Source organism: Chloroflexota bacterium (assembly GCA_020850535.1).
Classification (GTDB): Bacteria; Chloroflexota; UBA6077; order UBA6077; family JACCZL01; genus JADZEM01.
Genome location: JADZEM010000206.1, coordinates 37,498 through 56,363, shown reverse-complemented (window position 1 = coordinate 56,363; position 18,866 = coordinate 37,498). Strand labels below are relative to the sequence as shown.

The window sequence follows — 18,866 nt, the reverse complement described above, 5'->3', positions numbered from 1 at the left end:
GAAAGCCCCGCCTACCATCCTGCAGTCGCTGCGCGACGCGCCAGTCGCACCAGTGCCTGCCGTTCCCCACGGCCGTCGCGCAGCGACGGTGTGACTGTAGGCGGGGACTTCAGTCCCCGACCGCCCGTTCCATGATGCTTCGGGGACACCAATGAACATGCAATCGCCCTGGCATCTCACTGCGCATCGAACATCACGGGCAAGAGTCCAACCGGCCGAGATGCCGCGCGCCGAGGCTTCCAGGTACTACCATCTAGCCGAGACGCTCGTTGAAGCAGCAGACAGCCTCTACCGTACTCCCATTCCCGTCCGCCAGGAGCCTGATGTCACCCGCGATCCTCCCACCTCTCGATCTGGCTACGTTCGAATCGCTGATCGGCTTTCGGCTGGATCCCTTTCAGGCCGAGGCCATCGAGGCGTACCTGAGCGGACGGTCGGTGCTGGTGGCCGCCCCGACCGGCACCGGGAAGACGGCGATCGCCGAGTTCGCGGCGCTTGACGCCCTGCGTCGCGGTGCGCGCGCCCTCTACACCACGCCGATCAAGGCGCTGTCCAACCAGAAGCTGCGCGACTTTCGAGCCTTGATGGAGCGAGCGACGGAGCGAGGCATCCTGCCGCCCGGGCACGAGCCGGGCCTGCTCACGGGCGATATCGTCGTCAACCCGAACGGCAGCCTGCTGGTGATGACCACCGAAGTGCTGCGAAACATGCTGGTTCAGGGCCGCCGCCTGCCCGATGAGGCCGCCGTCGTCGTGTTCGACGAGGTCCACTACATGGGCGATCCCGAGCGCGGCACGGCCTGGGAAGAGTCGATCTTGCTCAGCCCCCCGGCGATTCAGCTGGTCTGCCTCTCGGCCACCGTTCCGAACCTGGAGGAGGTCGCCGACTGGATCAGAGTGGCCCACGGCGACCTGACGACGGTCCTCTACGACCACCGCACCGTGCCGCTGGAGCACCGGTACTTCCTGGACGGCAAGGCGGCAGTCATCGTGGACGCCGAGGGGCGGCGGCGCGCCAGTTTCCGGGGGGTCGGCGGTGAGCTGGCAAAAAGGATCACCCGGCCGGGCCAGTGGGGCAGCCCGCACGACGATGAGGATGAGCCGGGGCGGGGCGGGCGGGCCGGCGGCCAGCAGCCGCAGCAGCGCCGCCAGCCCGAGCCGTGGGAGGTGCTGCGGGCGCTGGAGAAGGAGCGGCTGACGCCAGCCATCTACTTCCAGTTCAGTCGGCGGGCCTGCGAGGAGGCCGCTGCCGCCTGCGTGGTGCTCGGGAACGTGCCGCACGGCATGGAGCTGGTCAAGGAGGCCAAGCAGCGGCTGGCCGATCTCTCGCCGGCCGACCGCGCGCTGCGCCAGATCGGACTGCTGTTCAGGCTGCTGCCGCGCGGCTTCGCTGTGCACCACGCGGGACTGCTGCCCGTCGTCAAGATGCTGGTGGAGGAGCTGTTCCAGTCGGGCCGGCTGCGGGCGGTCTTTGCCACCGACACCCTGGCACTCGGCATCAACATGCCGGCCCGAACGGTCGTCGTGGGCGAGATGTCGAAGTGGGACGGCAAGCAGCACCGCCTCATCACCCCGAACGAGTACCGTCAGATGACCGGCCGGGCTGGCCGACGCGGCATCGACGAGCGCGGCGTTTCGGTGATCCTCTACTCGCCGTGGGTCAGCTTCGAGCGGACGCTGGAGATCGTGACCGGCGAGCTACTGCCGCTCACCAGCGCGTTCAGCCCGAGCTACAGCACCGCCATGAACCTCTGGCAGCAGCCCGGCGACCAGGAGCGGCTGGCCGATCTGTACGCCCGCAGCTTCCGACGCTTCCAGCAGGACGCCCGCCTGGGCGACCTGACGTCGGAGCGTGACGCCCAGCGCGACCACTTTGAGCGGATGGCGACGCAGGCCGCCAGCGACCCGCTGACCTGGGACCTGGCGAAGGAGCTGGCCCAGACCGAGCGGGCGCTCGATCAGGCCCACAAGGCGGCGCGCAGCGAGGCCCGCGCGATGGTCTCGGGACTCGGGCAGGTGCTGGAGCGGTTCGGGTATCTCGCAGCCGAGCGTCCGACCTACAAGGCCTCGCTGCTGCGCTCGATCTTCGACACCAACGCCCTGACGCTGGCCGAGCTGATGACGCGGCGGATGCTCGACGGTCTCGAACCGGCCGAGATCGCCGAGGTCTGCGCCTGGTTCTCGTTCGACCGCGAAGCCCCACTGCGAGCGCTGCCGCTCACCAACCGTCTGCGGCGGCTACATGAAGAGGTGCTCGGCCTCCAGACCCGCGTCCTGGACGAGGAGCGCAAAGCCCGCGTCGAGGTCTCCCGGCCGATCAACGACGAGCTGAAGGGCGTGGCCCTGGCCTGGGCCGAGGGGGACGAGCTGGGCGAGATCGCGGAGCGGAGCCGGATCGTCGAGGGCGACCTTGTCGGGCTGCTCCAGAAGACGCTCGACATCCTGGGACAGCTGCGGGCGGCGCTCGAACACGCCGAGGTTCCGCCGCGCCGCGCGGATCGCCTCAACGTCGACGACCTGCTGGAGCGCATGGAAGAGGCCGACGGACTGTTGCGGCGCGGGGTGGTCGAGGAGTCGTACAAGTGGGCGCTGGAAGGCCCGCCCGAGGAGACCGAGGGCGATGCCGACTGGGTGCTGCCACCTGAGCCAGCGCCCGGCCCCAGCTATCCCGACCGTCGGCCGCCACAGCGTCGGCGGGGCGGCCCGAGCCGGTCGACGAAGCCGCGCGGGAAGCTGCGGCCGAAACGGCCCGGCCGCTGAGCACGCCCCGCACCCCAGGACCCAGGACCCACGACCCACGACCCACGACCCACGACCCACGACCCACGACCCACGACCCAGCGTCGACGATCTCTTACCCTTCGTTGACAGTTCGTTACGATCCGTCGAACCCCACGTTAGCACCCCTCCGCCATCCTGAAGCTGACGACAGCGCTGCACGTCAAGCTCAGCGGAGGACACCATCATGCGTACGTGGACCAGGGCGGTCGGGGCCGCCCTCTTGCTCGTCGGGCTGACGGCCAGCCAGACCTTTGCCTGGCCGCATCGTCTCGACGGGCGTCCGGAGCAGCTGGAGATCGGCGGGGACTCAGCGTACTACATCTGGACCGATGGCGAGAACGACTTCCACCTCGCCACGACCGGTCCAGGTCCGGAGCGGCGCTTTGTCGCCGTGATCCACACCAACGGCGAGTTCGAGGACATCGACCAGATTCGCCTGGAGGACGGCGACAGCTACGAGCTGCTCGACGGCGGCCAGAAGCTGATCGTCCGCTTCCAGACGGTGAATCACCTCGATTCCATCCAGTGGAAGGTGCGCGGCGGCGCCGGGCTGACCTTCGATCTGCGCGTGGACGGCCACCCGATTCGCCCGAACAACATCTACCTCGGGCACGAGGGGTACCACCCGTTCGGACCGATCTTCCGGATCGCGCGCTAGGTGGCCTGTCAGTCGTGAACGACCGGGTCGGGTCACTCGATGCTTCCCCCGTCATCCCGAGCGAAGCGACCCATTCGGCACGCTCAGGGCAAGCCTGAGACCTCCCCCGTCATCCCGAGCGACGTGAGGCTGCTCCCTTCACCGTCAGCCCGAGCGGAGTGAGCGTGCGAACGCAGTCGAGGGATCCTCCTCACGCCACTGAAGGAGAAGATCCCTCCACTCCGCTCGTGCCTCGCCGCGGTCGGGATGACGGACGGGTGTGCTCGTTCCTCGCGTAGCTTGCCCTGAGCTTGCCGAATGGGGTCGGGATGACGGACGGGAGGGCGTTTCTCGCTGCTGTCAGGTTGACGATGGGCACCGAGCAGCCCTGCGATTCACGCCTGCCGAGCCACTAGCGGCCCAAGCAGCTTCCTGGTGAGGAACCGTCACACCTTGAAGCGGTTCCTCGCCTGACCGCAAGCCTCGCCAGTCCGAGTACAATGGCAAGCGTGGGCTGCGCGCTTCGCAGACCAGTTGCCCGCCGCGCCCGGTGGCCGCCTCAGCCGGAAGCGGCCGGGTCAGCGACGGGCGGAGCCAGCACCTGTTCCGGGCGACCGCACAATCTGGGCTCCAGGGGGCAAGATGCGGTCGCTCGGCCTGCTGGGCCGCAATCGGGACTTCGCGCTGGTCTGGCTGGGCGGGCTGATCTCCCTGGCCGGCGACTGGGCGCTGCTGATCGCGCTGCCCGTCTACGCCTTCGAGGTCACCGGGTCACCGGTCTCCACCAGCCTGATGCTGGCCGCCCGGATCGTCCCGCGCCTGCTCGTGGGGCCGGTCGCCGGCGTGTACGTGGACCGCTGGGACCGCCGAAAGACGCTCGTCATCGCCAACCTGATCCTGGCGGCCTCGCTCCTACCCCTGCTGACTGCCCAGGGCGCGGACTCGCTCTGGCTCGTCTATCTGGTGGCAGCGGCCCAGGCGGGCGTTTCGCAGTTCGTGACGCCGGCAGAGAACGCCTTGCTGCCGCGCCTCGTGCCGAACGACGAACTGCTCGCCGCGAACTCGCTGAACGCGCTCAACAACAACATCGCCCGGCTGATCGGTCCACCGATTGGCGGCTTCCTGATCGGGCTGACCGGGCTTGCCGGGGTCGCCGTCGTGGATGCGGCCTCGTTTCTCGCGGCAGCACTGCTCGTCAGTGTGACGACGGGCGACACTCGCCCTCAGACGTCCGAACAGCCAACGCGGGCGACGTCGGCCATCGGCGCGGTCTGGCACGAGTGGCTGTCCGGCGTCCGGGTCATGTTGGGCTCACGCACGCTGTCGGTGCTGCTGGCGTTCACCTTCATCACCGCGCTTGGCGAGGGCATCATGGGTGCGCTGATGGTGCCGTTCGTCATCGAGGTGTTGGCGAGCGATGAGCTTGGCGTCAGCTGGGTGGTGGCGGCGCAGGCAGTCGGTGGGCTCCTTGGCAGCCTGGCGCTGGCGTGGTGCAGCCCGGCTTGGAGACCGGCCCGGATGATTGGCGGCGGGGCCATCGGGCTGGCGATCATGGACTGGCTGACGTTCAACTACTCGGTCGTGATCCCCGGTCTGTGGCCGGCGCTGCTGTTCATGGGGATCGTGGGGCTGCCGATTGCGGCGCTCCAGGTCGGCCTGTCCACACTCGGCCAACTTGCGACCGGGGACGAGTATCGCGGCCGGGTGATGGGCGGGCTGATGGCCGCCGCCTCCCTGTCCAGCCTCGTTGGGACCGGGCTGGCCGGTCTGCTGGCGGGCTGGCTCGGCGTGGTGGCGCTGCTCAACATCCAGGGGCTCGGCTACTTCCTGGCCGGCATCCTGGTGCTCATGATGATCCCGTCGCGGTCGCCAGATCCAGAGGTTGCCGCTACGGCGTCGTAGCGGCGGTCAGCCTCTGAACGAGAACAGCCCGATGCCGACCAGCTTGCCTCCCACGAACAGCCGGGCCTCGGCGAAGCCCGCCAGCCGGCCACGCCGCAGCACCGTCCCCTCGCCCTGGACTGTCGCGCCGTCGGCTGGCCGCATGAACTGGTACTGGCCCTCCACCAGCGAAGACAGCGGCAGGTCGAGGGCCTGCGCCGCCACGATGGCCGCTGCCCCGTACATCGCGCCGCCCTGAATGTGGCCGACTCGATTCGCCAGCTCGGGGCCGTTGGTCAGCTCGCCGACAGCGTGATCGTCGAGGGCCGGCTGCCAGCGAAAATGGAGCAGCTCCTCCGAGATGGAGGTGCCGCGCACGCGCGCCCGGTCCGCCGCCGCCTGGGCCGCCGCCACCGCCCGCGCCTCGTCGTCTGACAGTTGAGCGAGGGTCGGCACATCAACCGGCGGCATCTCGTCGTGCTCCCAGGGCATCGGGCGCTGGATCCAGCCGGTCGGCGGCGGCAACGCGGCGAACCAGCCCTGGGCGTGGCCGACCGGCCGTCCGCCAGGACCGACCAGCAGACAGCGGCCAGCCCGCTGCTCGGCCGGGTGCTCCTCGGCCTCGCCGTGCGCCACCACTGGCCCGCTGGTCGCCGTCGGCGGATGCTGCACCGTCAGAGTCGCCGTTGCGAGGCGCGAGCCGCGCTCCAGATGGGAGCGGATCGCGCCGCCGATGGCAAGGTCGGCCACGGTCGCGAGAGCCACGGGCGAGACGCCGGCCACACCGGTGGTCTCAGGCTCGCCCTCGACGGTCAGGTGCGACCGACCGCCCTCCGCGCCGCCGGCCCCGATCCCGATGAAGTGGCCGTAGAAGTGCAATCCGAGCGCTCGCGTACGGCCCACCGCCAGCAAAGCACGCGCCAGGATCGGGTCGTCGGTGGCGGGGGCAGGGGCGAGCGTTGAGGCGTCCGTCGTCGATGGTCGATCGCTCATAGCGTCGCCAGTGTAGCCGGTCGGGCCGGCCGACGACGATGCGGCCACCCCGGCTACCATGCGGCCTGGGAGGAACGACGATGCCAGACAACAGCCGACAGCCAACTCAGGATCAGTTGCTGGAGTGGATGCAATCGCTCTCGAACTGGGGCCGCTGGGGCAAGGACGATCAGAAGGGCACCCTCAACCTGCTCTCACCCGAGAAGACGAAGCAGGCGCTGGGGCTCGTGCAGGAAGGCGTCACCGTCAGTTGCGCCCGCGACATCACCTGGACGCCGGCCGCCGACATCACGCGTCAGCCACAGCACTTCATGATCGGCGGCGGCGACAAGTATCGTCCCGGCGAAGGCCCCGACCGACAGGCCGTGGTGGACTACTTCGGGCTGGTCTTCCACGGGCACACGATCACGCACGTCGACAGCCTCTGCCACTTCATGTGGGACGGGCACATGTACAACGGCGCGTCGTCGGCGCTGATCGACAGCCGCGACGGCGCGCTCAGCCACGACGTCAACGTCGCGAACAAGGGCATCCTGACGCGAGGCGTCCTGGTCGACGCGGCCAGGCTGCGCGGCGTCGAGTTCATCGAGCGCGGCGACGGCGTCGGCCTGGACGACATCGAGCGGGCCGAGCAGCAGTGCGGGTTCAAGATCGAAGAGGGCGACGTGCTGCTGATGCGGACGGGCCAGCTCGGCGCACGGGACAAGTACGGCGCCGTCGACGTGAACGTAGCCGGCAGCGCCGGCCCGAAGCCCGAACTGCTGCCGCTGTTCAAAGAGCGGGGCGTCGCCGTGATGGGCACTGATACCGGCAACGACGTCGCGCCATCGCCGTACCCGCGCTTCTCGAACCCGGTCCACCAGGTGGGGATCGTGGCGCTCGGGCTGTGGATCCTCGACAACGCCTGGCTGGACGATCTCTCGGAGGCCTGCGTGGCCCGCAACCGCTGGGAGTTCCTGATCGGCATCAACCCGCTGCGGCTGCCGACGGTGACCGGGTCGCCAGTGAACCCCATCGCCGTGTTCTAGCGCGCCACCGACTGAACTGGCCCTGCCTTACCGCTACGCCCTCGCTCCCGGTTCGCCGGCGCAGGGGGGGGCGAGGGCGTCCCGGCCCCCCAGTCGGCGTTCTGACCAGCGAAATGGCCGGCTCAGGCGCGGTGACCGAGGTAGGCGGCCACGATGGCCGGGTCATCGCGCAGGGCGGCAGCCGGGCCAGATCGCGTGATCCGGCCGCCCTCCAGCACGTGAGCCGTGTCCGCGACGGCCAGCGCCCGGCGGGCGTTCTGCTCCACCAGCAGGATCGTGGAACCCTGGGCCTTCAGGTCGGCGATCAGGCGGAACACGTCGGCCACGATCAGCGGCGCAAGGCCGAGGGACGGCTCGTCCAGCATCAGCAGGCGCGGGCGGGCCAGCAGCGCCCGACCAATGGCCAGCATCTGCTGCTCGCCGCCGGACAATGAGCCAGCTAACTGATAGCGGCGCTCGGCGAGGCGCGGGAAGCGCACGAACGTCGCGTCGAGGTCGGCGCGAACCTCGCGGTCGCGACGGGTGTACGCGCCAAGCAGCAGGTTCTCCTCGACGGTCAGCGGCGCCAGCACCTGCCGACCCTCCGGCACCTGGACGAGGCCCAGGCTGGCGATGCGGTCCGCCCGCCAGCCGCCGATCTCCTTGCCGTCGAAGCGCACCGAGCCGGCGCGCGGCACGAGCAGACCGCTGACGGTGTTGAGGGTGGTGGACTTCCCCGCCCCGTTCGCCCCGACCAGCGCCACGACCGTGCCGCTCGGCACCTCGAAGGTGACGCCGCGCAACGCAGCGATACCGCCGTACCACGTTTCCAGCCCCTCGACGGCGAGCAGCGGGTCGCTCACGGGCTTGCCTCGCGTCCGGGCTGCTGATCGGGCATGGGGAGGGGGAGGTCGCCGCCGTCGTCGTCGCCCAGGTACGCTTCGACGACGCGGGGGTCTTGCTGGATCTGGGCTGGCGGCCCTTCGGCGATCTTGCGGCCGAAGCTCAGCACAACCACCAGATCCGAGAGCCGCATGATCAGCTCCATGTCGTGCTCGATGACCAGCAGCGTCAGTCCATCGGCCCGCAGCCCCGCCAGGAACTCGGCGAGGCTGGCCGTCTCCGTCGCGTTCAGGCCAGCCGCCGGCTCGTCGAGCAGCAGCAGCTTCGGCCCGAGCGCCAGGCCGCGCGCGATCTCGACCCGGCGTTGATCGCCGTAGGAGAGCGCGCCAGCCTCGGACGCGGCAAGGTGAGCCATGCCCAACCGCTCGATCAAGGCCTGGGCCGCTTCGCGGGCTTCGCGCTCCTCACGGCGGGCGCGCGGCAGCCCGAGCAACGATTCGATCAGGGTGGCGTGCCGGCGCAGATGCCACCCGACCATCACGTTTTCCAGAACCGAGAGATCCGTGAAGAGGCGGATATTCTGGAATGTCCGAGCGACGCCCATCGCCGCGACGACATGGGCCGGCTGCCCGCTGAGCTGCAGTCCGTCAAGCTCGACGCCACCGCTGGTCGGCGGCGTCAGCCCGCTGACGACGTTGAGGAGGGTCGTCTTGCCGGCGCCGTTCGGACCGATCAGCCCGCAGACGGTGCCGGCCGCCACGTCGAACGAGACGTCCTCCAGCGCGGCCAGACCACCGTAACGGCGTGTCAATCCACGTACGGCGAGGCGCGGTGTGCTCGTCGGTCGACGCGCAACCGGATCGGAGACTCCCGGCGCGCTCACGTCGCCGGCTTTCGGCGCTTGAAGAGGCCGCCCCAGAAGCGCGGATCGGCCAGCCCACGGGGCAGGAAGATAATCGACAGCATGATGATCAGGCCGTTGACGATCTCCCGCTGCTCCTGCAAGAAGCGGAGCGTCTCGGGCAGCAGCGTCAGGACCGTCGCGCCGACCAGCGGCCCGCTCCAGTGGGCGACGCCGCCGAGGATCGCGTAGGCCAGGATGTCCACGGCCCGCGAAAAGACGTAGTTTCGCGGGTCGATCACGCGAATGATCGGCGTGCTGAGGACGCCAACGCCGGCCGCCATCATCGCGCCGAGCACGAAGGCCAGCAGCTTGTAGCGGACCACGTTGATGCCGAGTGTGGCGGCGGCCGACTCGTCCAGGCGGACGGCGGCAAGCACCCGACCCTCGTGAGACCGTCTCAGGACCGCCAGGATGACGATCAGCGCCAGCACGTAGAGCAGGAGGGGCCAGGTCGTCTCAGGCAGCCCGAAGACGATCCGCGGCGAGACGTACGGCAGGGTGATCCCCTCGGCTCCCCGGAAGACCGTCAGCTCGGGGTTGCCGCTGATTGCCCGCAGGATCTTGTCGCCGTTGAGGGCCAGCACGTTGACGATCTGCACGAAACCCAACGTGGCGATAGCGAGGTACACGTCGCGGAGCCGCAGCACGGCCAGCCCGAACGGAAACGCCACCGCCGCCGCCAGCACCAGGGCCACGAAGAACGAGACGAACAGCGAGACGCCGGCCTGACTGGCGAGCACGGCGGCGGTGTACGCCCCGATGGCCATGAAGCCGGCGTTGGCCAGCGAGAGCAGCCCCGTTGCGAGCGTCAGGTAGATGCTCAGGCCCAGTGCGATGTTGATCAACACGAAGTTGACAATCGACTGGTTGTTGGCGATCCACTCGAACATCGACGGATCAGGCTCGCACCGCGCGCCCGCGCCCGAACAGGCCAGACGGCCGCACCAGCAAGACGGCGATCAGCAGCGCGAAGACGAAGGCGTCGCGGAAAGAGCTGTCGAGGTAGGCCACGCTCATCACTCGCAGCATGCCGACCAGGAAGGCCGCGACGGCCGCGCCGCCCACGGACCCCATCCCGCCGACGATGATGACCGTCAGGCCGGCCAGCTCGACTTCGTTGCCCATCAGCGGATCGAGGCGATTGAACGCAAGACCGAGCAGCGCGCCGGCCGCGCCGGCCAGCGCCCCCGACAGGAAGAACGTCTGCCCCACCACGATATCGACGTTGATGCCCAGCAGCCGTGAGGTGCGGGTGCTCCAGGCGATGGCGCGGATCGCCCGCCCGACGGCCGTGCGGGTCAGCAGCAGGTGCAGGCCGACGATCAGCGCCAGCGACAGCCCGAGCACCAGCAGTTGGATCGGCGCGATGACGACGTTGCCGGGGAGTTGGTACGGCATGATCGGCAAGGCGGCCGGCGGGAAGCGCGACACCTGGTTGCCGAAGATCCCCTGCGCGAGGCTGATCAGGATGATCGACGCGCCGATGGACGAGATCATCGGGGCCAGCGGCGGCGCCTGCTGAGTGCGGATCGGAGTGATGGCGCGGTAGTCCATCACCACCCCGACCAGCACGATCGCGGCGCCGAGGCCGCCGACCAGCGTTCTGGCCTGCACATCCCACGGGCTCGCCACGCCGAGCAACAGCACCAGGAAGCCGCCCCAGAGGACCAGGCCGCCGTAGGTCAGAGCGCGCAGCGGCTTGAACGCCAGCAGGTCCAGCAGCACGGCCATCAGGCCGCCGGCCAGCATCGCGGCGGGCAGCGCCGCCCAGAACGGCAGCCCGAGCTTCGTGACCATCATCAGGCCGACGTATGCGCCCCACATGTACGTCGCGCCGTGGGCCAGGTTTACGATGTCCAGGGAGCCGAAGACGAGCGTGTACCCCATCGCGAAGAGGGCCAGCGCGCCTCCCTGCCAGAGGCCGTTGACGATCTGCTGAGGTAGCTGCTCCACTGGCCCAACGGCTCCAGAGCGAGTGCTCGGCGCAAGCCGGCAGGAGGGGGACGAAGCGTCCGCACATGATAGACGGGCGAGCCACCGGCCCGCCCGTCACGCGCTCGGGGTGAGTCGCGCCCCAGAACCCAGAACCCAGAACCCAGAACCCAGAACCCAGAACCCAGAACCCAGAACCCAGAACCCAGAACCCAGAACCCAGGCTACGCCTTGAAGACGGCGAACTTGCCGTCCTTGACCTCCTGGACGATGGGCGTGTGGACGGCCTCGCGGTTGGCGGCCACCGAGAACTTGCCGAGAATGGTGTCCACGTCCTTGAGCTTCGCCAGGGCGTCGCGGATCGACTGGCTGTCCGTCTTGCCGGCGTCGCGGATGGCCGAGGCCAACAGGTAGACGCCGGCGTAGGCCTGCGCCGCGAACTGATCGGGCGGGCTGCCGTACTTGTCCGTGTAGGCCTTGACGAACGCCTGGTTGCCCGGCGTCTCCGCCCCGATGAACCAGGCCGCCCCCGAGATCGCGCCCTCGGCGGCCGGGCCAGCCAGCTTGGCAAGCTGCGCCGAGTTGAGACCGTTGCCGCCGATGAACCGAACGCTGGCCGGGATGCCGAGCTGCCGCCCCTGCACCATGATGCCAGCGGCCTCCTCGGCCAGGGCCGAGAGGACGATCGCCTCGGGGTTCAGCGTCTTGATCTTGGTGAGCTGGGCCGAGAAGTCGGTGTCGCCCTTCTTGAAGGTCTCGGTGGTCGCCGTCTCGATCTTGAGATCGGCGAGGGCCTGCTTGAAGACGTCGTAGCCGCTCTTGGTGAAGGCGTCGTCCTCGCCGTACATCACGGCAACCTTCTTGTACTTGAGCGCTTCCGACGTGACCTTGACGGTGTTCGGCACCACGACCGACTCGGGCAGGCTGTCTCGGAAGATGTAGTCGCCGATCTCCAGGATGCCGTTCGCCGTGTTGGAGGTCGCCATCACGACGACCTTCTTGTCCTGGGCAATCGGGTCCGACGCGAGCGCCGAGCTTGAGAGCGTCGGCCCGAGGATGGCCGGCACCTTGTCCTGGTTGATGAGCTTCTCGAACGCCGGGATCGCGCCTTCCTTGACCGAGCGATCGTCCTCGAAGATCAGCTTGATCTTAGCCGCGCCAAGCAGGCCGCTGGCGTTGATCTCGTTCATCGCCAGCTCGGAGCCGTTCTTCTGCTGCGGGCCGTACACCGCCGCGCCGCCCGTCAAGGACCAGACAGCGCCGATCGGGATCTCGCCGGTCAGGTTGGCGGCCGGCTTGGCGGCCGGTGCCGTTGACGCGGCCGGGCTGGCAGCGGGAGAGGCCGCGGCGGCCGGTGAAGCGGCAGCAGCGGGGCTGGCGGCGGCGGCCGGGCTGGCCGCTGTAGCCGGGCTGGCCGCGGGCGCCGCGGCCGGGCTGGCGGGGGCCGCTGGCTTGGCGGCCTCGGTCGGCTTGGCCGGAGCGGCGGTCGGCGCGGCCGGGGTGGACGGACCACATGCCGTGGCCAGCAGACCCAGTGCCGCGACGCGCAGGAACTGTCGTCGCTTCAACATCTCTTCCCTGGACCCCTTCTCTGCAGGATGATGCGGATGGGCGCCACTCCTAAGGATGCGGAAATCGGCGCACACTGTGCCATCCAAACGACCGTCTGGATCGTATCTGCCTTGACTGCTCGGACCTGGACGAGACGGGCACAGTCGGCAATACTGGAACGAAGCGAGAATGGCGGGGATGTGCGGGTTTGCCGCCACCCTGCGCGGACACGGCGCGGAGGGATCCGAGGTATGCATCGGCGTGACCTGTTGAAGCGCGGCATCGGCCTGGGCCTGGGATTGGCGCTCTCGCCGCTGGTGGCTGGCAGCGTCCAGGCGCAGGAGCAGTGGGTTCAGACCTGGCAGCCAGCCGATCTCTGGTCGAACACGGGCCCGACGGCCATCAGCTTCGGCAAGGTCCGGCCGTTCACCTACCTGCGCCTGGAAGGGCCCGTCGAGAACAGCCGCGTCTACGTCTTCAACCCGAAGACCCAGGGGTTCGCCTATGTCGATGCCGGCCTGGTCGGGCCGAGCACCGCGCCCTCGGCGGCCTACCTGGCTGGCCCGCGCGTCCTGAGCAGCATCAACCTGCCGGCCCGCGCGTCTGGCACGGCCAGCATCTACCGCGAGCCCACCGCCGACGACCAGCTGTGGGCGGTCGACCTCGATCACAACGACGTGCTGCTGGTGCAGGATCTCGTCGAGGGCGAGGACGGCCAGCGCTGGTATCGGCTCCAGGACGGCACCTTCGCGATGGAGGATCAGGTCCGGCTGCCGGCCAGGATCGCGCCGCCAACGTCCGGCAAGTGGATCGACGTGCTGCTGCCTGGGCCGACCATCGTGACCGCCTACGAGGACGGCAAGGCGGTCTACTCGGCGCTGGCGATCCACGGCACGGCCGGCTGGGAGACGCCCATCGGCACGTTCCGCACGATCTCGCGGGTGGCGAACGAGCGGATGCGCGGCCCGGGCTACGATGTGCCCAACGTGCTGTTCACCCAGTACTTCACCGGCTCGGGCCACGCCATCCACCTGAACTACTGGTCGTCGAACTGGGGCTATGCCGGCAGCCACGGGTGCCTGGGCATGAGCTACGACGACTCGCTCTGGTTCTGGAACTGGGCGCCGCTGGGGACGCCGGTCGACATCCACGTGTAGCCCGAGGCCCTGCCGTCCGACGCCCGAAAAGCAACTGGCTCGCGCCCCTGCCTTCTGTGCTGGAAAGCGGGGGCGTGCTATGTTGCCGTCAGCAGTCGAGAGGACAAAGGAGTCTGGCGGCATGAAGGTCTACGAAGCCCTGGCGAACACCTTTGTCAAGGAGGGCGTGACCACCGTCTTCGGGCTGATGGGCAACGGCAACATGTACTGGTGGCACACGCTCGACCAGCACCCCGGCGTGTCCATCCACGAGACGCGCCACGAGGGTACGGCCCTCACGATGGCCGAGGGCTGGGCGCGCGCCACCGGCCAGCCTGGCATCTGCACCGTCACCCAGGGACCGGGCCTCAGCCAGCTCGCCACCTCGCTGATGGTGGCGGTCAAGGCCAACGTGCCGATGGTCGTCTTCGCCGGCGAGACGGCCCTCAGCGACCATGACGCGGTCCAGAAGATGGATCAGCAGAAGTTCGTCGACGCCACCGGCGCCGGTTTCGTCCCGATCTGGACAGCCGGCGGCGTGGACGACGCCGTCCGCGAGGCGTTCTTCCGCGCGCGGGTGGAGTCGCGGCCCATCGTGCTGAACGCGCCGATGGACGTGCAGCAACTGGCCTACGACGGCGAGGGCGACGAGTACGAGCCGTCCACGACGCTGCTGCCGGGCCTGCAGCGGGTCCAGCCCGATCCATCCCGACTCCGCAGCGCCCTGGCGACGATTGCCGAGAGCGAGAAGCCAGTCATCGTGGTCGGCCAGGGGGCGGCGAAGGCGGATGCCGGCGAGGCCGTGCTTCGGCTGGCCGACCGTATCGGGGCGCTGGTCGCCACGACCCTCCCGATGAAGGGCTGGCTGGGCGAGAACGAGTACCACGTCGGCGTGTCCGGCCTCTACGCCACCAAGACCACCATCGAGCTGTTTGCCGATGCCGACTGCGTGATCGGGGTCGGCGCGAGCCTGAACCACTACACCACCGAGCACGGCTACATCTTCCCGAACGCCCGCTACGTGCAGATCGATCTAAAGCCGGCCATCGTGATGGGCAACGGCAAGCGGGCCGACCACTACTTGCAGGGCGACGCCCGCCTGACGGTCGAGCTAATCGAGCAGCAGTTGGCGGCGCAGGGCCACGCCCAGACCGGCTATCGCACTGCCGAGACCCGTGCGATCCTCAGCGAATACGATCCCGACCCCCGCGAGTTCGAGCTGGAACCGGGCACGGTCGATCCACGCCGCGTCGCCGCGATGCTGGACGAGCGGCTGCCAGACGAGGTCGGCGTGATCCACGGGACCGGGCACTGCTCGGGCATCACGGCGATCTTCATGCGCAAGCCCCGCCGCCCGACCTGGACGATCAACACGTTCGGATGCATCGGGCAGGCGTTGCCGACAGGCATCGGGGCGGCGGTGGCGCTGAACGGTCAGCCGCTCGCCGTGGTGGACGGCGACGCCAGTGTGTTGATGCACGCCTCCGAGCTGGACACGGCGGCCCGACTAGGCGTCAAGCTGCTGGTGGCCGTCTTCAACGACGAGGCGCTTGGGGCCGAGTACCAGAAATTCGTCTCGAAGAAGATGGACACGCGCGCCTCCGTCATCACGACGCCGGATCTGGGAGCGGTGGCTCGGGCGTTCGGGTGTCGAGGGATGCAGGCCCGCACCCTCGAGGAGGTCCAGGCCGGCATCGACGAGTTCGTGGCAGGCGACGGCCCGATGGTGCTGGACATCCGTGTCTCGCGGAGCGTCATCAGCGTGCCGTACAGCCGGCTCTGGTTTGGCCAGGATGTCTGAGCCAGGCGGCACGGCAAGGGCATCGGCATGATCGAGATCCGCGAGCAGTTCGACGTTGCCGCCCCGCCAGATCGCGTCTGGCGGGTGCTCTCGGATCCGCAGGCCGTCGTCGGCTGTGTGCCCGGCGCCAGCATCGTCAAGGAGAATGAGGACGGGTCGCTGGACACGAGCGTCGTCGTCAAGTTCGGCCCGACCCGCGTGACGTTCCGCGTCCAGGCGACGCTCACGCTGGACGACGCTGCCCGCCAGGGGACCATCACGGCGCAGGGCAAGGACGGCATCGGCGGCACGCGGATGCGCTCGACGGCCCGATTCGGCGTGGTCCCCGGGCCGGCCGAGCAGGGCTCGCGGGTCACGGTCAGCGGGCAGGTGGAGGTGTCCGGGCGGCTGGCGTCGCTGATCGAAGGCGGCGCCAGTCTCGTCGTCCAGCGGATGTCGGGCGAGTTCGCGGAGCGGCTGGCGGCGCGCTGCTCGGCGTAGGCCGCCCGGCATCGCCCTCGGCCCAGCTACGGCGTCTTCGTCGGCGTCGCGATCACGAAGATCGACGGGCCGATGGGCTTGATGGCCGGCGTGCTGGCGGGCGCTTGCGGCTTCTCGGACGGCTTTTCAGCCGGCTTCTCTGCCGGTTTCGAGGCCGGCTTGGGCGCAATCGCCGGTCCGCTGCCGGGCGTCGGGGTCAGGGCGATCGCCGGCGCGGAGGTCGGAGCGGGAGCGCGCGGCCGGTCCGCCGGCGGACTGGTCGGCGCGGGCGCGGCCGGTGCGACGTTTGAGGTCGGCGGGCGCGGGGCTGCCGTCGTGGACGTGGTCGAGCTGGACGGCGCAGCCGCCGACCCACTGGCCGAGCCGCCGTTCGGCAGCCTGACCGGCGTGATGTAGTTGCCGACCGTGTTCTTCGGCAGGGCCGGGTCTGGCTGGGTCTCGAACGTCGGATCGTTGACGAGGTCATAGACATTCCGAGACGCGCTGGACATGGCGTCGTACAGCTCGTCGAAGTCCGCGATGCCGTCCGAGAGCAGGGCGATGACGAAGGTCGCGCGCGGCCCGTAGACGATAGCGACGTCGTGCGCCGCGCTCTCCCAGTTGCCGGTCTTGTTCGCGACGACGGCCTCGGCCGGCATTCTCACAGGGATGCGGTTGCGGACCTGCTGGCGGGCCATCAGGTGCACCATCTCGGCGCTGGTCTCGGGGCTGAGGGCCTGCCCACGAGCGATCAGCTCCAGCAGCCGGGCCATGTCGTAGGCGGAGGTCTTGAGGTCGTCGCCGCGCACGTGGGTGTGGGTCAGCCCCAGACCAGACATGTCCTCGTTGATGCGCGGACTGCCGACCTTCTTGGCCAGCATGTACGCGCCCGAGTTGTCGCTGAGCGTCACCATGCGATCCAGAGCGGTGCCGATGGTGATACGGGTACCGATAGGCCAGGGCAGCGACCCGAGATCCATCTCGGCGTCGTCGGGGCCGATGGTCATCTCCTCATTCAAGCGGAAGAGGTCGAGGTCACGCAGCTTGAAGACCTCGTACATCACCGGCAGCTTGTAGAGGCTGGCCGACTGAAACGGAAAATGCTCGTTGAGGGCAATGGTCTGCCCCGTCCCAAGATCCTTCACGTAGATGCCGAAGCGACCCGAGACGCCGCGAAACGGCGCGAAAACCGCCTCATGCAGCTTGCGGAGGTTGACTGCCTTCGGATCGGGTGTGGGGTCGGCCGGGGCCTGCGGCGCCTGGGTAGCCTGCACGGGCACCGCCGCGACCGGTGCACTGGCGTCCAGGGCCGCGGCGGTGCTCTCGGCAACGGTCAACGGCTCGGTGGCGTCAGCCGGGGTGGGCGGCGTAGCGGCCGGCCACAGCAGCAACACGGCCACCAGCAGCACGACGACGGCCAGTACGGCCGGACCGACAAAGCGCCGGTTCGACCTCGGCGGGGGGACGAGACGGACAGCCTGCTCCGGCAGGCGTCGTCGAGGGGCAACCGCTGGTATCGCTCGCTCCCGCGCTGAGGTCTGGGCGCTGCGTCAGGGACGCAGACCTCGGGCTGGGCGGTACGCGCGTGACGCTGAACCGACTACGGGCTTACCCACCAGTGGGTCATGTCCGAGTGTTCCCCTGCCCGCCGCCATGTGGCGCTGTGCCCAGTATAGGCGCTCCCGGGCAGTCCGGACCATTTCTTGCGCCGCGCATTCGCTCCTGACCGGGCAACTTCTGGCCGCGCTCATGCACCGGGCGCCCGCCGGCCCGGTGCATCCACGCGCTTCTGTCTGGCTAGATTGTCGCCAGGGTGGCGGCGACATCCTGCCACTTTCCGCCGGTCAGTCCGGGCATCGGGCCGAACGCCCACATCGAGTTGACGGAGACCACGGCGAAGACCGGCCCCTCGGCTTTGAGCAGCTTCGGCCACTGGTCGGCCAGCTCGTCCTCGGTGTCGATGCGGACCACGTGCTTGTAGCCTGCCCCCTTGGCGACCGTCGCCCAGTCCATCACGCCACGGCCGGGCGTCGGCTGGCCGCCGCTGGTGTCGTAGGTCGTGCCTTCCAGGACCACGTGCACCAGGTTCTTCGGCGCGAGGCTGGTGATGGTGACCAGCGAGCCGAAGTTCATCAGCAGCGAGCCGTCGCCATCGAGCACCACGATTCGCTTGTCGGGACGGGCCAGGGCCAGCCCCAGCGCGACGGACGAGGCCTTGCCCATGCAGCCCTTGATCGGCAGATCCAGGTCCGGACGGCTCGACATGGTGGGCCAGACCCGCGCCGACGACATGGTCGTGACCATCACCTCGTCGGTGCGGTGCTCGGCGATCATCTCCAGTGCCTTCGTTCCGACGATCATGCCCCGTACTCCCCACCGATCAGCACGGCAGTCGGACCCTGCGACTGCGCCCGCGCGTACATCTCCGGCACCACCCGCGCAACGTCGTCGTCGGTCTCGATCACCTGATACGGGATCTCCCAGGCTTTGAGGACCGGCTCCAGGAAGGTGGCCGCCGAGTCAGCAGACGGCCCGCCGCCCTCATACCCGCGATACCCGACCAGCGTGAGGATCGGCAGCTTCAGGTCGATCCAGAGGCCGCGAATCGAGTCACCCGACTCGTAGAAGCCGGTGTTCTGGATGCACACGACCGGCTTCTTGCCGCCAACCAGCAGCCCGAGGGCGATGGCGTGGGCCTCGCCCTCGCGCGTGACCGGCACCAGCTTTAGCTCGGGATCGTCGCTGAGCGACTGATACAGGTAGCCAGACTCGGTGTCTGGCAGCCAGACGAGGTGCGTTGCGCCACACTGCTTGAGCGTGTCGATCATCACCTGCGCGTTCAGAGGCGCGCGTTCGACGGCCACAGGCACTTCTCCACGGTAGCGGTAGGCATCTGAAATCGATGCAGTCGGGCTCCGGGCGGTCCTTCCCGATGATGGACG

16 protein-coding genes are annotated in these 18,866 nt (G+C 69.1%); 7 read left to right on the top strand and 9 right to left on the bottom strand.

Annotated features, from left to right (window positions below; genetic code table 11):
- Window positions 1-323: 323 nt before the first annotated feature.
- The 3 genes from IT306_29190 (at window position 324) to IT306_29180 (ending at window position 5,319) form a co-directional block, all read left to right on the top strand.
- The gene (locus IT306_29190) at window positions 324-2,759 is read left to right on the top strand and encodes a DEAD/DEAH box helicase (protein MCC7372524.1); all 2,436 of its coding nucleotides are present in this window, start codon (window positions 324-326) and stop codon (window positions 2,757-2,759) included.
- A 205-nt stretch (window positions 2,760-2,964) separates the two neighbouring features.
- Window positions 2,965-3,438 (top strand): hypothetical protein, encoded by a 474-nt coding sequence (locus IT306_29185; protein ID MCC7372523.1) that lies wholly within the window; start codon window positions 2,965-2,967, stop codon window positions 3,436-3,438.
- Window positions 3,439-4,059: 621 nt separating this feature from the next.
- Window positions 4,060-5,319, top strand: coding sequence for an MFS transporter (locus tag IT306_29180; protein MCC7372522.1), 1,260 nt, complete (start codon window positions 4,060-4,062; stop codon window positions 5,317-5,319).
- A gap of 6 nt (window positions 5,320-5,325) precedes the next feature.
- Here the strand turns inward: IT306_29180 and IT306_29175 are convergent, their stop codons facing one another.
- Window positions 5,326-6,291, bottom strand: coding sequence for a hypothetical protein (locus IT306_29175; protein MCC7372521.1), 966 nt, complete (start codon window positions 6,289-6,291; stop codon window positions 5,326-5,328).
- A gap of 80 nt (window positions 6,292-6,371) precedes the next feature.
- Between IT306_29175 and IT306_29170 the strand changes: the two genes are divergently transcribed.
- Window positions 6,372-7,319 (top strand): cyclase family protein, encoded by a 948-nt coding sequence (locus tag IT306_29170; protein MCC7372520.1) that lies wholly within the window; start codon window positions 6,372-6,374, stop codon window positions 7,317-7,319.
- A 122-nt stretch (window positions 7,320-7,441) separates the two neighbouring features.
- Here the strand turns inward: IT306_29170 and IT306_29165 are convergent, their stop codons facing one another.
- The 5 genes from IT306_29165 to IT306_29145 form a co-directional block, all read right to left on the bottom strand.
- On the bottom strand, window positions 7,442-8,149 hold the full coding sequence (locus IT306_29165; GenBank protein MCC7372519.1) for an ABC transporter ATP-binding protein: 708 nt from the start codon (window positions 8,147-8,149) through the stop codon (window positions 7,442-7,444).
- Between the two features lie 8 nt (window positions 8,150-8,157).
- Window positions 8,158-9,024, bottom strand: coding sequence for an ABC transporter ATP-binding protein (locus tag IT306_29160; GenBank protein ID MCC7372518.1), 867 nt, complete (start codon window positions 9,022-9,024; stop codon window positions 8,158-8,160).
- Entirely contained in the window at window positions 9,021-9,935 is a 915-nt protein-coding gene (locus IT306_29155; GenBank protein MCC7372517.1) for a branched-chain amino acid ABC transporter permease, read from the bottom strand. Before IT306_29155 ends, IT306_29160 begins: the two co-directional genes overlap by 4 nt.
- A 7-nt stretch (window positions 9,936-9,942) precedes the next feature.
- The gene (locus IT306_29150) at window positions 9,943-10,998 is read right to left on the bottom strand and encodes a branched-chain amino acid ABC transporter permease (GenBank protein MCC7372516.1); all 1,056 of its coding nucleotides are present in this window, start codon (window positions 10,996-10,998) and stop codon (window positions 9,943-9,945) included.
- A 203-nt stretch (window positions 10,999-11,201) separates the two neighbouring features.
- Window positions 11,202-12,548 carry an ABC transporter substrate-binding protein gene (locus IT306_29145; GenBank protein ID MCC7372515.1) on the bottom strand — a complete coding sequence of 449 codons (1,347 nt, stop codon included), beginning with the start codon at window positions 12,546-12,548 and terminating at the stop codon, window positions 11,202-11,204.
- Between the two features lie 231 nt (window positions 12,549-12,779).
- Between IT306_29145 and IT306_29140 the strand changes: the two genes are divergently transcribed.
- The 3 genes from IT306_29140 to IT306_29130 all read left to right on the top strand — a co-directional run bounded on the left by IT306_29140 (window position 12,780) and on the right by IT306_29130 (window position 15,945).
- Window positions 12,780-13,685, top strand: a complete 906-nt coding sequence (locus tag IT306_29140; GenBank protein ID MCC7372514.1) for a L,D-transpeptidase — start codon at window positions 12,780-12,782, stop codon at window positions 13,683-13,685.
- Window positions 13,686-13,806: 121 nt separating this feature from the next.
- A complete protein-coding gene (locus IT306_29135) occupies window positions 13,807-15,465 on the top strand; it encodes a thiamine pyrophosphate-binding protein (GenBank protein MCC7372513.1) in 1,659 nt (552 codons plus the stop codon).
- A 27-nt stretch (window positions 15,466-15,492) separates the two neighbouring features.
- Window positions 15,493-15,945: an SRPBCC family protein gene (locus IT306_29130; protein ID MCC7372512.1), complete on the top strand. Its 453-nt coding sequence runs from the start codon at window positions 15,493-15,495 to the stop codon at window positions 15,943-15,945.
- A 26-nt stretch (window positions 15,946-15,971) separates the two neighbouring features.
- Here IT306_29130 and IT306_29125 read toward each other — a convergent pair whose 3' ends face one another.
- The 3 genes from IT306_29125 to IT306_29115 all read right to left on the bottom strand — a co-directional run bounded on the left by IT306_29125 (window position 15,972) and on the right by IT306_29115 (window position 18,788).
- The gene (locus IT306_29125; protein ID MCC7372511.1) at window positions 15,972-17,333 is read right to left on the bottom strand and encodes a serine hydrolase; all 1,362 of its coding nucleotides are present in this window, start codon (window positions 17,331-17,333) and stop codon (window positions 15,972-15,974) included.
- A gap of 388 nt (window positions 17,334-17,721) precedes the next feature.
- Window positions 17,722-18,285, bottom strand: a complete 564-nt coding sequence (locus IT306_29120) for a thiamine pyrophosphate-binding protein (protein MCC7372510.1) — start codon at window positions 18,283-18,285, stop codon at window positions 17,722-17,724.
- Entirely contained in the window at window positions 18,282-18,788 is a 507-nt protein-coding gene (locus IT306_29115) for a hypothetical protein (GenBank protein MCC7372509.1), read from the bottom strand. Before IT306_29115 ends, IT306_29120 begins: the two co-directional genes overlap by 4 nt.
- Window positions 18,789-18,866 lie beyond the last annotated feature (78 nt).